The 14,852-nt window shown below is 48.4% G+C and carries 16 protein-coding genes; 12 read left to right on the top strand and 4 right to left on the bottom strand.

Features of this window, described 5'->3' with window-relative positions:
* Positions 1–132: 132 nt before the first annotated feature.
* Complete coding sequence (gene bfr / locus K0504_RS07480; RefSeq protein WP_220103547.1) at positions 133–600, bottom strand: bacterioferritin; 468 nt, start codon at positions 598–600, stop codon at positions 133–135.
* Positions 601–621: 21 nt separating this feature from the next.
* Positions 622–1,086 carry a bacterioferritin gene (bfr, locus tag K0504_RS07475; RefSeq protein WP_220103546.1) on the bottom strand — a complete coding sequence of 155 codons (465 nt, stop codon included), beginning with the start codon at positions 1,084–1,086 and terminating at the stop codon, positions 622–624.
* Between the two features lie 304 nt (positions 1,087–1,390).
* On the opposite strand from bfr (K0504_RS07475), the gene K0504_RS07470 reads away from it, so the two are divergent.
* Positions 1,391–1,948 (top strand): DUF4136 domain-containing protein, encoded by a 558-nt coding sequence (locus tag K0504_RS07470; RefSeq protein ID WP_220103545.1) that lies wholly within the window; start codon positions 1,391–1,393, stop codon positions 1,946–1,948.
* A 34-nt stretch (positions 1,949–1,982) separates the two neighbouring features.
* Entirely contained in the window at positions 1,983–2,468 is a 486-nt protein-coding gene (locus K0504_RS07465; protein WP_220103544.1) for an NADAR family protein, read from the top strand.
* On the opposite strand, the gene folM is transcribed toward K0504_RS07465, so the two are convergent.
* Positions 2,454–3,185: a dihydromonapterin reductase gene (gene folM, locus K0504_RS07460; RefSeq protein ID WP_225918019.1), complete on the bottom strand. Its 732-nt coding sequence runs from the start codon at positions 3,183–3,185 to the stop codon at positions 2,454–2,456. The genes K0504_RS07465 and folM overlap by 15 nt on opposite strands.
* A 185-nt stretch (positions 3,186–3,370) precedes the next feature.
* Here folM and folE point away from each other — a divergent pair, with 185 nt between their 5' ends.
* The 10 genes from folE (at position 3,371) to K0504_RS07410 (ending at position 13,299) form a co-directional block, all read left to right on the top strand.
* Entirely contained in the window at positions 3,371–4,009 is a 639-nt protein-coding gene (gene folE / locus K0504_RS07455) for a GTP cyclohydrolase I FolE (RefSeq protein WP_220103561.1), read from the top strand.
* A 106-nt stretch (positions 4,010–4,115) separates the two neighbouring features.
* Positions 4,116–5,234 carry a bifunctional tRNA (adenosine(37)-C2)-methyltransferase TrmG/ribosomal RNA large subunit methyltransferase RlmN gene (locus K0504_RS07450; RefSeq protein WP_404822994.1) on the top strand — a complete coding sequence of 373 codons (1,119 nt, stop codon included), beginning with the start codon at positions 4,116–4,118 and terminating at the stop codon, positions 5,232–5,234.
* 25 nt (positions 5,235–5,259) lie between these two features.
* Entirely contained in the window at positions 5,260–6,054 is a 795-nt protein-coding gene (gene pilW / locus K0504_RS07445) for a type IV pilus biogenesis/stability protein PilW (protein WP_220103542.1), read from the top strand.
* On the top strand, positions 6,044–7,081 hold the full coding sequence (locus K0504_RS07440) for a RodZ domain-containing protein (protein ID WP_220103541.1): 1,038 nt from the start codon (positions 6,044–6,046) through the stop codon (positions 7,079–7,081). Before pilW ends, K0504_RS07440 begins: the two co-directional genes overlap by 11 nt.
* A 14-nt stretch (positions 7,082–7,095) precedes the next feature.
* The gene (ispG, locus tag K0504_RS07435; protein WP_220103560.1) at positions 7,096–8,220 is read left to right on the top strand and encodes a flavodoxin-dependent (E)-4-hydroxy-3-methylbut-2-enyl-diphosphate synthase; all 1,125 of its coding nucleotides are present in this window, start codon (positions 7,096–7,098) and stop codon (positions 8,218–8,220) included.
* Positions 8,221–8,318: 98 nt separating this feature from the next.
* The gene (gene hisS / locus K0504_RS07430) at positions 8,319–9,608 is read left to right on the top strand and encodes a histidine--tRNA ligase (RefSeq protein ID WP_220103540.1); all 1,290 of its coding nucleotides are present in this window, start codon (positions 8,319–8,321) and stop codon (positions 9,606–9,608) included.
* A 3-nt stretch (positions 9,609–9,611) separates the two neighbouring features.
* Positions 9,612–10,247 (top strand): YfgM family protein, encoded by a 636-nt coding sequence (locus tag K0504_RS07425; protein WP_220103539.1) that lies wholly within the window; start codon positions 9,612–9,614, stop codon positions 10,245–10,247.
* 4 nt (positions 10,248–10,251) lie between these two features.
* Complete coding sequence (gene bamB, locus K0504_RS07420) at positions 10,252–11,445, top strand: outer membrane protein assembly factor BamB (RefSeq protein WP_220103538.1); 1,194 nt, start codon at positions 10,252–10,254, stop codon at positions 11,443–11,445.
* A gap of 76 nt (positions 11,446–11,521) precedes the next feature.
* Positions 11,522–13,021, top strand: a complete 1,500-nt coding sequence (gene der, locus K0504_RS07415; protein ID WP_220103537.1) for a ribosome biogenesis GTPase Der — start codon at positions 11,522–11,524, stop codon at positions 13,019–13,021.
* A gap of 23 nt (positions 13,022–13,044) precedes the next feature.
* Positions 13,045–13,299 carry a zinc ribbon domain-containing protein gene (locus K0504_RS07410; RefSeq protein WP_220103536.1) on the top strand — a complete coding sequence of 85 codons (255 nt, stop codon included), beginning with the start codon at positions 13,045–13,047 and terminating at the stop codon, positions 13,297–13,299.
* A gap of 115 nt (positions 13,300–13,414) precedes the next feature.
* On the opposite strand, the gene xseA is transcribed toward K0504_RS07410, so the two are convergent.
* A complete protein-coding gene (xseA, locus tag K0504_RS07405) occupies positions 13,415–14,755 on the bottom strand; it encodes an exodeoxyribonuclease VII large subunit (protein WP_220103535.1) in 1,341 nt (446 codons plus the stop codon).
* Positions 14,756–14,852 lie beyond the last annotated feature (97 nt).

Here is a 14,852-nt window from a genome sequence, read left to right as displayed (position 1 = left end):
GAGTGCGCTTTGTTTTTGAAGGGATTCGCTTTTCCATCATAGGTCTCCAATGTGTAAACCTATTTCAGGACGGGACAGGCTGCACAAAAAAAGCCACCGTATCGGTGGCTTTTTTGTTCGACGAACTGGCGACTACATCATGGACTGCTGATAGTTTGCCAAGCCGATGCGTTTGATCAGGCCGAGCTGCTGCTCTAACCAGTAAGCATGATCTTGCTCGGTGTCTTCAAGTAGTTTTTCAAGGATGCTACGGGTTTGATAGTCGCGCTCTTTCTCACACGTATCAATCACATCTCGTAATGCTTCAGCGACATCGTATTCCAGATCGAGATCGGCTTGCAGCATCGCTTCAACGTCACTGCCAATACGCAAGTCATCACGTTTGGTCATGCACGGCGTACCTTCCAAAAACAAGATGCGCTCGATTAACAGTTTGGCGTGGCCTTTTTCATCATCAAACTCATGAGAAATACGATCGTAGAGCTTTGTTAGGCCCCAGTCGGCATACATTTCTGAGTGAATGAAGTACTGATCCATCGCAGCAAGCTCTGCAGCCAGCAGGCGATTTAAGGAATCGATAACGTTTGGGCTACCTTTCATTTTTGTTCTCCTTTGGCCACGTTAGAGTTGAGCCTGTAAGTATTTTTCTAAACCAAGTTCTTTGATTTGGTGTTGCTGGGTTTCCAGCCAATCTAAGTGTTCTTCTTCATCTTCCAGTAATTCTTCAAGTAACTGGCGAGATACGTAATCGGCCTTTTCTTCACACAAGGCAATCGCTTCACGAAGCGCTGGCAATTGCTCGGTCTCGAATTCCATGTCGCATGCGAGCATTTCTTCTGGGTGCTCACCGATGCGTAAATGACCGAGTTGCTGAAGGTTGGGAAGGCCTTCAAGAAACAAGATGCGCTCGATGATGTCATCGGCTTGCTTCATGTCCTTGATCGATTTTTTATACGCTTTTTCATTAAGCTTTGAGAATCCCCAATTCTTAAACATTCTTGCGTGCAAGAAGTATTGATTGATTGAGGTCAGTTCACTGGTTAGGACTCGGTTCAGAGCCTGAATCACTTGTTTGTCGCCTAGCATGGTCTCTCCCGGGAATGCGTCTTTCCGACTGGATAGGGTGGTTCCATCAATATCTAAGCCAAAGCTTAGTCCAAAAATTGATTTGGAACAACAAAAAAACCTTTAATATCATGCGCTTGTTAATGATAATGGTTGTTGTTCGTGGTCGCATCATAACTATTTGAACATGCAGCTAAACTTTTCGCCCAACAATGCCGGCCTTAAACTCTTCTATCTAATCCGAGTTAAGTTCGATTGCCACTAGTCAGGTTGAATGTTTCGGTATAGTCTCCAAGTTGTTAGTTGGAGAAAACAGGGAGAAGTAATGAAGCGGTTAACGAACGGGTTGCTGTTATTGATTTGCATCGTATTGTTTGGCTGTGCAAGCACCCCGAACATTGAATCGGATTACACCGATGAATTCAATTTTGTCGCAATTAAAACCTATTATCTTATTCCCGCCAACGGTGAGACCTATGAGGGGCAGGCCGGTACAAGCTTAGATGAGCAGCGCCTCGAAGACGCGATTAACAATGCACTGCAAATGCGTGGCATGACCGCCGTTGCTCGCGATGAAGCCGAGATCCTCGTTTCCTATCACCTTACCAGCAAAGACCGAACTCGCATTCGCAGTTACCATAACAACTTCAATTACTATGGCCGTTATCATCGACGCCATTGGGGCGCCGGCTGGGGTAACGATATTGATGTTGACCAGTTTACCGAAGGCCAACTGTTGATTGATTTGGTCGACCCAAATGAGAACCGAGTGGTATTTCGCAGTATCGGTAAAAAGCGCGTCCGCAAATCAACGGTGGATGAGAAAGTCGAGTCGGCTAACTTATATGTGCAGACGATGTTTGCCGATGTGCCGGGTTGGTAGCAACCCGCAAAAAACTGCCCTACAGAGTTAATTTATGCTGTTTCCACACGAAAACACAAACGACCAAATTTATTTCTCACGCTATGAATGTGAGCATTTACTTTCGAGTCATGGCTTACGTTCCTTTGAGCTCGATGGTCATACGTGGCCGAGTATTGAACATTATTTTCAAGCGATGAAGTTTGATAGCGACGTCCTTCGAGAACGTATTTGTCAGGCACCTACCGCGGAGCAAGCCGCGAAAATTGGCTCGCGCTGGTACCGTAGACCCAAATCCAATTGGAGCAAAATACAAGTCGTGGTGATGACTCGAGCGGTTTACATTAGTGCCAAGAGCCATCCCGAGGTGGCTGCGGCGATTTTGGATACGGGTGAAAAGTTGCTGGTTGAGGACGATTCGTATGATTACTTTTGGGGTTGTGGACGGGATCGCCGTGGCGAAAACAACTACGGCCAAGTGATTATGAAAGTACGCGCCAAATTACTTGAAGAGCAGCAAACCGCATCAACGGGCGAGTGAGCGGCCGCCATCTAAGTCAATGCAACTGCCTGTCAGATAGCGATTGGTGAGGATGTAATTGACGGTCTCAATAATCACCTCAGCGCCCGGTTCGATTTGCAGCAATGATTTGGCTTTGGCCTTTTGGCGATAGGCTTCATCATCATGCTGGTTAAACATGATTAGCCCCGGCGCTATGGTGTTGACCTTAATTTGCGGCGCTAGCAAGGACGCAAATGACAGCGTCATGTTCTGCAGAGCGGCTTTACTGGCCGCATAAGCAATATGTTTTTGGCTACCGGTTTTAACCACATAATCACTCATGTGAATAATATCGCCTGGGCCTTTCAGTTTTAACTTCTCGGCAAAGGCTAGATTCAACTGATAAGGCACCATCGCATGGATTTGCATCATCTGGGCCATAGCTACTGCGGGTGAGCTTGCCTTGCTTTCTGGCAGCCAATCGGATGCATTGTGGATTAACGCTCGGACCGAGCTACAGCATGCGTCAAGCTCATTGATAAACTGTTCAATACCAGCTTGTTCTGAAAAGTCCGCTTGCAGTGTTATTACGCCGGCTTGCTTCAACTGCTGCACGCCGGGCTTGTCAGAACGATAACTGACAATCACCTCATAACCTTGTTGCTTCAGTGCCAAAGCTAAAGCGAGACCTACCCGTTGGCCGCCGCCTGTAATCACTACAGCTTGCTCTATTTTTTGCTTTGACGTTGATGTCATCTGATTTCCTAAAACTTGGGTTTTTGAGCCAAAACAGGCGCTTTGGCCCCGTTGATATAGACTTCATCAAGTCTATGGCTGTTTTGTGCTGAAGGTAAACGAGTTAAATCGCAGTTGTGATCAATCTTCCTTGCAGTCATTTGCGTACATCCAAACATAAAACAACAATGAGAGAAAAAAGGATGATGATGCTGGAACAAGCAAAGGCAGTTCAGCGAGCCCTGCTGGATGCCGGATTAGAGTCACCATTGCAAGACAATGGGCTTGATCGAGAAAAGAAGTACCAAGCCATTCGTCAGCACATGACCAAGGTCGTGCAAACTCTTGGATTAGATCTCAGCGATGACAGCTTAGCCGAAACGCCCCACCGCATTGCGAAAATGTATGTCGATGAAATTTTCTGCGGCTTAGACTACGGCAACTTTCCAAAAATCACTCAGATCGATAACAAAATGGGTTGCGACGAAATGGTCAAGATCCGCGACATTGCCGTTACCAGCACCTGCGAGCACCACTTTGTAACCATTGATGGCTATGCCAAGGTGGCCTACATTCCGCGCAACAACGTCATTGGATTGTCGAAGATAAATCGCATCGTACGTTTCTTTGCGCAGCGGCCGCAGGTTCAAGAACGCTTAACGCGGCAAATTCTCATCGCCTTACAAACATTGCTCGACACTCAGGATGTTGCTGTGACGATTAATGCAACTCATTACTGTGTTAAATCGCGTGGCGTGATGGATGCAAATTCCACAACGGAAACAACGGCTTTGGGCGGCGTTTTTAAGAGTAGCTCAAAGACGCGAGCGGAGTTTTTGGCGTAACGTAAAGCCAGCTGAACACCGCAATGCGAAGCGCCTAGCAATGCCATGCTAAAATTTGTACAATTCCGCGCCCCAAATGTGGGGCGGGTATAAAAAGGGTTATCGCGTGGCAGAAAAAATCAACTTACTAGACCTCAGTCGTCAGCAACTGCGGGAGTTTTTCGTCGAAATGGGCGAGAAGCCGTTTCGTGCTGATCAGTTGATGAAGTGGATGTATCACTTCGGATATGACGATTTTGAGCAAATGACCAACATCAACAAAACGTTGCGTCAAAAGTTGGCAGATCGCGCGGAAATTAAAGCGCCAGAAGTGGCGACCGAGCAGCGTAGCGCTGATGGCACGATTAAGTGGGCGCTTACTGTAGCCGGCGGGCAAGAAGTTGAAACCGTCTATATTCCCGAAGAAGGCCGAGCCACACTGTGTGTTTCATCGCAAGTAGGTTGTGCCTTGGAATGCACCTTTTGCTCTACAGCTCAACAAGGCTTTAACCGTAATTTATCGGTCTCTGAAATTATTGGTCAGGTTTGGCGGGCAGCAAAAATAATTGGCCCCGCGGCATTAAATGATGACCGACCTATCACCAACGTGGTGATGATGGGCATGGGCGAGCCTTTGCTTAACGTTAAAAACGTCATTCCTGCGATGGAATTGATGATGGAAGATTTCGGCTTCGGTTTGTCTAAACGTCGCGTCACCCTCAGTACGTCTGGGGTTGTGCCTGCGCTTGATAAGTTGGCCGACCAGATCGATGTGGCCTTAGCTATCTCGTTACACGCAACGAATGACAAACTGCGTGACGAAATTGTGCCAATCAACAAGAAATACAATATTGAGTCATTTCTTGGCTCCGTGCGTAATTACCTGAGCAAGTCCAATGCCAATCAAGGGAAGGTGACCGTTGAGTACGTGATGCTAGATCACGTTAACGACAGCACCGATCAGGCCCATGAATTAGCACGTTTGATGAAGAATACACCCTGTAAAATTAATTTAATCCCGTGGAACCCATTCCCAGAAGCACCTTACGGTCGCTCCTCTAATTCACGCATCGATCGCTTCGCCAAAGTCTTGATGGAGCACGGTTATACCGTGATTGTGCGTAAGACTCGAGGGGACGATATTGACGCGGCTTGTGGTCAGCTCGCAGGTGACGTAGTTGACAGAACTAAGAGAACGCTGAAAAAACGGATGCAAGGCGATGACATTTCAGTCAAAATGCTGTAATTCACGCTGAGTTAACACCAAATTAATGCGCTATTTTCTAATGTTGTGCGCGGCTTTCTGTTTGTTCGGTTGCGTTACCGAAACGCGAATCGCCGGCAGCAACAAAAAAGTGATTGAACAACAGTCCGATCCGATTGAAGCAGCCCGAACACGGGTTGCTCTCGGCCTGCGCTATTTACAAAATGGCGATGCTGCGCAAGCGAAATACAATCTCACCAGAGCTCTCCAACATGCCCCTGAACTGGCTGAAGTTCATTATTCACTTGCCTATTACTATCAACGCGTAAATGAGTCTGAGTTGGCAGAGGCGTCTTATCAAAAAGCATTGCGCTATGGCCCTAACGATGGCAGCACCATGAATAATTACGGGGTGTTTTTGTGCCAGCAAGAACGTTATGACGAAGCCATGGAACAGTTCATTAAAGCGGTACGAGAGCCGAGCTACATTCGTGTGGCCGACGCTTATGAGAACGCCGGCTTATGCTCACTGAGCCAAGATCAAGCGGAGCAGGCCCGCAGCTACTTTGATAAAGTACTGAGTTACGATGCGTCACGTCCGCGCACGCTATTAGGGTTGACCGAAGCGAATTTACAATTGAATTTATTAGACTCAGCAGAATTCTATTTTAATCGATATTTAAATCGAAACTCCATCAATATGGATAGTGCTGTGTTGGGTTATCGTTTGGCCGATCAGCGCCAGGACCCCAAAAATATTCAGAAATACAGGTTGATTCTACAAGCCAGATACCCACAAACCTATGATGCGTTAATGGCGGAATTGACCGAAGCAAACCAAGGAACCGATCATGAAGGATGAGATCGAACCGCAAGTAAAAGCGGCTCCCGAGACCGCAGGAAAAATCCTGAGTGACGCTCGCAAACAAATGCAGCTCTCCGTTGAAGATGTTGCTGCACGCCTAAACCTGCGCGCAAATGTGATTATTGCCATCGACGAAGATGATGAAGCCAGTTTGCCTTCGGCAACCTTTGTTCGCGGTTATTTACGTGCCTATGCTCGACTTGTTGGTTTGACTGAAGATCAAGTTCTGCAAGCCTACAAAGGCGAGGCTGTACAAGCCAACATGCAGAGCTTCTCTAATCGTACGTCAACAGAGCGCTCCGATAGCCGGGTGATGTGGCTTACTTACGTCATCGTGTTAGTGCTTGTCGCCTGCCTCGTCGCGTGGTGGTGGCAAAAACAACAACAAAGCCAACTGGCAACGCAACTCTCTGAGTCGACCTCCGTGCCAAGTACTTCCGAGCAAGTCGCTGATGCACTTGATGAGTTGGTGCAATCCCAATCGAAGGCAGCAGTAGAAGCTCCCGTAAGTGGGCCTGCTACGATGGCGCAAGAGCTATCGTCGGATGACAGTTTGGATGAAAGCGCAGCGTTATCTGAAGCGCCCCTAATGGATGCGCCTCAGCCAGATGCGGACACATCGCTGGCGGACAATGCCATCAGCAACGAGTTAGAAAGCGATGATTCAAGCGCCCCCGTTGTAGATGCTACCGACGATGCAATGGCGACGAGTGCTGAAGAAACGTCACTGCAACAAGCCGAACAGGCATTAGCGACACAACAGTCGCCGGTGCAAGACGAGTTAGCATCAGTTCGCTTAATCTTGTCGAAAGATTGTTGGATGCGTGTTGAAGATGCCACAGGGCAAGTTGTGGCCGAGGGCGTAAAAACGGCATCGCGCGATGTTATGTTTGAAGGCGTGCCACCTTTTAGCGCGATATTTGGCGTGCCAGACGCGGTCACGATAGAATACCAAGGTGAACTGTACCCATTTGAAGTGACCAATCCGCTCAAAACATTGCGGTTAACGTTTCCTGCCGGCTGATATTAAAGAGTGACATCATGATTGAGAATCCGATACAACGCCGCAAATCGACCCGCATTATGGTTGGTAATGTCCCCATCGGTGATGGTGCGCCAATCGCAGTGCAGTCCATGACTAATACGTTGACCACTGATATTGATGCCACGGTTGCGCAAATTAGAGCGCTGGAAAATGTAGGCGCTGATATTGTTCGCGTCTCTGTACCAACCATGGATGCTGCCGAAGCTTTTAAAGCGATTAAGCAGCAAGTGGATGTGCCGCTGGTGGCGGATATTCATTTTGATTATCGAATTGCCCTCAAAGTGGCTGAATATGGTGTCGATTGCTTGCGAATTAATCCAGGCAATATTGGCCGTGAAGATCGCGTTAAAGCCGTGGTTGATGCCGCTCGTGAGCGCAATATTCCGATTCGTATTGGCGTAAATGGCGGCTCACTCGAGCGTGATTTGCAGGAAAAATATGGTGAACCAACGCCTGAGGCACTTGTTGAATCGGCCATGCGTCATGTCGATTACCTCGATAAGCTCAATTACGACCAATTCAAAGTCAGTGTCAAAGCATCGGATGTGTTCTTAGCTGTTGATGCTTATCGCTTGCTGGCGAAGAAAATTGATCAGCCTTTGCACCTCGGCATCACTGAAGCCGGAGGCGCTCGTGCGGGCTCTGTGAAGTCAGCGATTGGCCTTGGCATGTTGCTAGCGGACGGTATTGGCGACACGCTTCGTGTCTCGCTTGCTGCGGATCCAATCGAAGAAATCAAAGTTGGTTTCGATATTCTTAAGTCGTTGCGCATTCGAGCTCGTGGCATCAATTTCATTGCTTGCCCATCGTGTTCGCGTCAGGAATTTGATGTGATAGGTACGGTCAATGAGCTGGAGCAGCGTTTGGAAGACGTTGTGACGCCAATGGATGTGTCTGTCATCGGCTGCGTCGTAAATGGCCCAGGCGAAGCTCAGGTGTCTGATATTGGTGTGGCTGGTGGTCACAAGCGCAGCGGTTTTTACGAAGATGGTGAACGTAAAAAAGAGCGCTTTGACAACGACCACTTGGTGGATCAACTCGAGAGTCGCATTCGCGCCCGATTGACTCGCGAGCAGCCAGATCATCGAATTGATGTGACCGACGTCAGCGAATCATAAAATGTTTCATGCTCGTTTTACGCGGGCATTTTGTATTGCGGCCCGGCTTCCTTATAATGCCGGGTCTTAATTTATCTTTTCTCAGGTAGTGCATTACTGTGGCGAAACAAATTCAAGCCGTTCGAGGTATGAACGACTGTCTTCCTGATCAGTCTCCTGCTTGGCAATTTATTGAACAAAACCTGCGTGATTTAGTAGCGGGCTATGGCTATGCCGAGATCCGTACGCCAGTGGTTGAAAGTACCGATTTATTTAAGCGCTCTATTGGTGAAGTGACCGATATCGTTGAAAAAGAGATGTACACCTTTGACGATCGTAACGGCGATAGCCTAACGTTGCGTCCGGAAGGAACCGCAAGTTGTGTCCGTGCCGGAAATCAAGCGGGTTTGTTGTATAACCAAGAGCAACGGTTGTGGTATATCGGCCCTATGTTCCGTCACGAACGCCCGCAAAAAGGTCGTTATCGTCAGTTTCATCAATTTGGCGTTGAACTGTATGGCTTGTCTGGTGCGGATGCTGATGCCGAAGTTATTCAACTGACGGCCAAGATGTGGCAAGACTTTGGTATTGCCGATCAAGTGACATTGCAGCTAAATTCGCTTGGCTCTAACCAAGCACGCGCCGATTACAAAGATGCGCTGGTGGCCTTTTTAACCGAGCATCAAGAGCAATTGGACGAAGACAGCAAGCGCCGTTTACTATCGAACCCGCTGCGCGTGCTGGATAGTAAAAATGAAGCGACGCAAGCCTTGTTGGTTGATGCTCCTAAATTGTCAGATTATCTCGATGATGACAGCCGTCAGCACATGGCTCGGTTAAGTGATTTGCTGGACGCTTTGGGGATTCGTTACCAAATCAATGAACGCTTGGTCCGCGGGCTGGATTATTACAACAAAACCGTGTTTGAATGGGTCACCGATGCGCTGGGAGCGCAAGGCACCGTGTGTGCTGGTGGCCGCTATGATGGCTTAGTTGAGCAACTTGGCGGCAAAGCAACAACTGCGGTGGGCTTTGCTATGGGCATGGAACGTTTGCTGTTATTGCTCGAAACCCTTGGCAAACTCGAAGACTTGCCGGCTCCCGTTGATATTTATTGCATGGCCAGTGGCGATGACTGTACGGCGCCAAGTTTAAAGCTTGCGCAACAGTTACGTGCGGCGTTACCCGGTGTTCGCATTATGCAGCATTTAGGTGGCGGCAATCTGAAAAAGCAATTTAAGCGAGCGGACAAAAGTGGCGCTCGTTTTGCCCTGATCTTAGGGCTGCAAGAATTGGCTGACGGTGTCGTTGGCCTTAAACATTTAAGAAATCATCAGCAGCCGCAGGAGCAATTACCTGTGGCTGACGTAGCAACTCGCCTGACGGCGTTATTGAACGAAATGGAGTAAGGTGTGGAAGCTTACCAGACCGAAGAACAACAAATTGAAGCCATCAAAGCGTTTTGGCGTAAGAATGGTAATCAAATCATCTTAGGTATCGTGATTGGTTTAGGTGGTATTTACGGATTCCGTTATTTCCAAGAACAACAAGTGTTGGGAAATGCCGAGGCTGCGCAAGCTTATTCAACGGCAGCAACCGCTGAACAATTACAACAATTCTCAGCCGATTATAGCGATTCCGGCTATGTAGCTGTGGCTGAATTACAGCTAGCCAAAACGCAAGTTGAAGCGGGTGAATTGGAAGCCGCTGCGGCAACCTTAAAGCAAGTGGCCGCTAATGCGTCAGATGTTGCTCTGCAGCAAGTGGCTAAATTGCGTTTGGCTCGCATTCAAGTTGGTTTGGCACAAGCTGAGCAAGCATTGCAAACCTTGTCAGGCGAGTGGCCTGCGTTATTGGTTGGTGATGTTGAATCAGTGAAAGCTGAAGCCCACTTAGTTGCTGGCAATGTTGATGCGGCTCGTGATGCATTACAGACGGCGTTAATGAATGTGCCGCCACAGCTAGCAGCAACAATTCAAATTCGATTGGATGATTTAGCTGCGCCAGCGCCTGAACTTCCAGCCGCTGCAACAGCAGTCGAGGAGTAATGCTGTGAAAAACTGGTTTCGCCCGTTAGCCGTTGTGGCGGTTGCCTCAATGGCATTATCAGCATGTTCTCTGTTCGAAGACGATGAAGAACAAATTATTGTGGCCGAACTGGTTGAGTTTGAACCGCAATTTGAAGGTGAAGAGCTGTGGTCCGCCTCTGTTGGCGATGGTGTTGATGAACACGCATCACGCTTACGCCCTGCGGTTGCTTACGGCAAAGTCTTTGCTGCTAGCCGTGAAGGTATTATTAAAGCGCTTGATAAAGAATCCGGCGATACGCTATGGGAAGTAAACGTCGGCGAGAAAGATAATGATCGCTGGTTTGGTGGTTATCGTACCGCCATGGTTTCTGGTGGCATGGTTGCAGCCTACAACAAGGTTTATTTTGGTACCGAGCGTGGTTTTGTCTTCAGTTTGGATGCTGAAACCGGTGAAGAGATTTGGCGCGTTACCGTTGCTGGTGAAGTTCTGGCGCCACCTGTTGCTGCCGAAGGTAAACTGGTCGTCAATACCTTATCGGGTAAGATCTATGGCTTAGATGCTGAAACAGGCGAAGAGATTTGGAATTTTGAAGGTGCTGTTCCGCCATTGACCCTACGCGGCTCGGGAACGCCTGCTGTTGACAATGGTGCCGCTTTCTTCGGTACTTCTGATGGTAAATTATCGGCGGTATTCTTAGAGCGCGGTTTCCAAATCTGGGAAGAGCAACTGACTCAACCAAGTGGTTCTAACGACTTAGAACGCATGGTTGATGTCGATGCTGATATTCTCACAGCTGGTGACAAAGTCTATGCTGTTGCCTACAACGGTGATTTAATTGCCGCTGAAATGCGTTCAGGCCGTGAAATCTGGAAACGCCCATATTCATCCTATCAGGGGATGGTGATGGATGGTTTCCAACTGTACTTAAGTAGTTCGTCAAGCTACGTGTTTGCCATTGATCGCCGTGATGCCACCGAGTTATGGGCAAACCGCGAAATGGAAAACCGCCAGATCACCACACCAGCGTTTGTTGGCCGCTATGTGGTGGTGGGTGATTTTGAAGGCTATTTACATTGGCTTGATGGCAACACTGGCCAGTTTGTCGCCCGAATGAATGTTGATTCAGACGGTTTCTATTCGAATCCGGTGGTCGATGGTGATGTTATTTATATTCAGGCTCGTGGCGGATATGTCTACGCTATTAAGACGCCATAAAATAACGCCGATACGCTGAAAAACGAATGATGAAGCCCCGGCCCTGGTTCGGGGCTTTTTGTTGGAGAAAGAATTAATGACCCCTGTGATTGCGCTCGTTGGACGACCAAACGTTGGCAAATCAACATTGTTTAACCGCCTAACGCGTACACGCGATGCTTTAGTCGCCGATTTTCCTGGGCTGACGCGCGACCGCCAATACGGTCAGGCACGTTTTGCCGAACGCGAATATATCGTCATTGATACCGCTGGTATTTATGGCGATGAAGAGGGAATTGATGCGCTCATGGTTGAGCAATCGCAGCAGGCTATTGAAGAAGCAAATGTTATTTTCTTCATGGTGGATGGTCGTGATGGCCTAACATCTACCGATATTGAAATTGCTGAACATTTGCGGCGCGGCGAAAAGAACGTTGTGTTGCTGGTCAACAAAATTGATGGTGTTGATGCCGATCAGGTGATGGCAGATTTCTATCAATTAGGTATTCCTGAAATGTTTGGCGTAGCCGCTGCCCAAGGCCGCGGTGTGAGCCATGTGTTGGATGCCGCATTGCTGCCGTTGCTGGCCAAGCTCGAAGCCGAACCAAATTTCGATGATTTAGTTGATGATGAAGAACTCGAAGGCATTGAAGACGATCTTGACGACCTGTCAGAGCAAGAACTCAATGACGAAGAAACCGAATCGGTACCGTTTGAAGACTTACCCATCAAGTTAGCCATTGTTGGCCGACCCAATGTTGGTAAATCGACGCTGACTAACCGCATCCTTGGCGAAGAACGCGTGGTTGTTTATGACATGCCGGGCACTACTCGCGATTCTGTTTATATTCCAATGGCGCGAGACGAACAAGATTACATCTTGATCGACACGGCTGGTATTCGCCGCCGTGCGCGAGTGAATGAAGCCATTGAAAAGTTCTCCGTGATTAAAACGCTACAGGCTATTGAAGATGCCAACGTGGTATTGCTGGTGCTGGATGCTCATATGGGGATCAGTGATCAGGACATGAGCTTGCTGGGCTTCGTGCTCAATGCGGGGCGTTCGTTGGTAGTCGCCGTCAATAAATGGGATGGTTTAGAAAGTCACGAGCGTGATCGCATTAAGGATGAATTGGATCGTCGCTTGGGGTTTGTCGATTTTGCACGAGTACACTTTATCTCAGCGCTGCATGGTAGCGGTGTCGGGCATTTGTTTGAATCGGTTCAAGAAGCCTACCGTTCGGCAACGCGCCGCGTGTCGACTTCGTTACTGACGCGTATCTTGCAAGGCGCTTCGGAAGATCATAACCCGCCAATGGTGCGTGGCCGTCGCAGCAAGCTCCGTTACGCTCATGCTGGTGGCTATAACCCACCGGTTATTGTGGTGCATGGAAATATGGTGGAATCGCTACCAGGTTCATACAAGCGCTATTTGATGAATTATTTCCGACGTTCGCTACAGATCATGGGTACACCTATCAAATTTGAATTTAAAGAAGGTGATAACCCATATAAGGACAAAAAAAATACACTAACTTTGAGTCAAATCAGAAAACGCCGTCGTTTAATGAAGTACATCAAGGGTAGACAAAAATAATAATACTACCTCTGAGGTGACCTATGACCCTACGACCGAAATGCCCCAAGTGCCAAGGACACTTAATTCCGGACACAGAACATCACAGATGCGAAGAATGTAACGCGCAGTATCAAGCACAAGCTGTATGTGATGTCTGTGGTGATCCGTTAAGCATATTAAAAGCCTGCGGTGCAGTTGATTACTTCTGTAATCACTGCAATGAGCTGAAATCAAAATCAACCGTTAGACATCGGTATTTAGAAGTTGCCTATGAGCCGGTACGCGCCGGCTATTAGTTCGTTTCATAACGACAACAAAACCGCTCCAATGACCATCGCCGGAGCGGTTTTTTTATGGGAGCTAGAAATTGTTGAGGACCGCTTGCTGACAACAGCATGGCCATCGCTAGAGTCAGCTATCTTTGATGGCGGTCAGTTTGCTTTCTAGCTGGCCATCTTCGAGTAGCGTAACAACCGTTTGACCAACCTCGACTTGCGCGATACTCCGAATCACTTGCTGCTCTGGCGTTCGGGTAATGCTATAACCGCGACTCAATGTTGCCAACGGACTGACAATATCGAGTTTGCCTGCTTGTAGCGCTAGTCTACTTTCACGTTGTTGTAGTTGTTGCTTAATGGCGCCTGTTAAGCGTTGCTGGAGTCCATCAAGGCGAGATTGATGGCGAGCCAACATCATCGATGGACGTTGCTCCGATAATCGCTGTTGCAGTCGCTCATGCTGGCGTTCTTTTAAACTGAGGCTCCGTGCCATCGCTTGTTTTAGGCGGAAGTACATTTCATCGGAGCGTTGGCTATGTTGCTGAATTTGCAAATGGGGGTGATGGCGCTCTAATCGTTGGTTCAGTTGTGAAAGTTGTAATTGATGGCGCTGAGCTTGGTGTTGCCACGCATGATTTAGCCGGCTGACCATATTATTAAAAGCTTGCACCCGATGTTGAGCGTCGCGGGTTACCACTTCTGCAGCTGCTGAGGGCGTTGCAGCTCGCATGTCGGCGACTAAATCGGCGATACTCACATCCACTTCATGGCCAACGGCGCTGATCACCGGCAAGCGACTGTTCAACATCGCTGCCGCAACCACTTCGGTATTGAAACACCAAAGGTCTTCGAGGCTGCCACCACCACGGCCAACAATTAATACATCAACTTCACGGCGCCGATTGGCCAACGCAATCTGAACCGCAATTTGTTCAGCCGCGCCTTCGCCCTGCACTGCAGAAGGGTAAATCACCACATCGACACTGGCATCACGGCGAGCCATTACGGTCAAAATGTCATGGACTGCCGCGCCCGATGACGAAGTCACCACGCCAACGCGCCGGATGGTTTCTGGTAGCGGGCGTTTGCGCTCATGATCAAACCAACCACGTTGCTGCAAGTTGTTTTTTAGTTGTTCAAAAGCTTGCTGCAAGCGGCCAACGCCAGCCGGTTGCATGGCATCAATCACCAATTGATACTCACCACGTGGCGCATATAAGCCAACTTGCGCTTTCACTAATACGGCATCACCGACATTGGGTTGCCAACTTAACTGGCGATTGCGCATGCGAAACATGGCGCAGCGAACTTGCGACGATGAGTCTTTTAAGGTCAAGTACCAGTGGCCTGAGGCTGCTCGCGTTAACTGGCCAATTTCAGCTTCCAGCCAAATCGTTCCGATCTGCTGGCTTAATAATTGGCTAACGTGTTGATTGAGTTGCGAGACGTTGAAAATATTGTCGGCATTAATCATTGGCTATGTTCTATCCTCAAAGCCTTGGTTGTATTTTTCGGCAGCAAGAGCGCTGATTATGCCCGAAATCGGCAACAAAGTTCGTTGAAGTTGCGTT

Origin of the sequence: Neiella holothuriorum, assembly GCF_019457915.1 — a bacterium.
Classification (GTDB): domain Bacteria; phylum Pseudomonadota; class Gammaproteobacteria; order Enterobacterales; family Neiellaceae; genus Neiella; species Neiella holothuriorum.
This window is presented reverse-complemented; position numbering and strand designations above follow the sequence as displayed.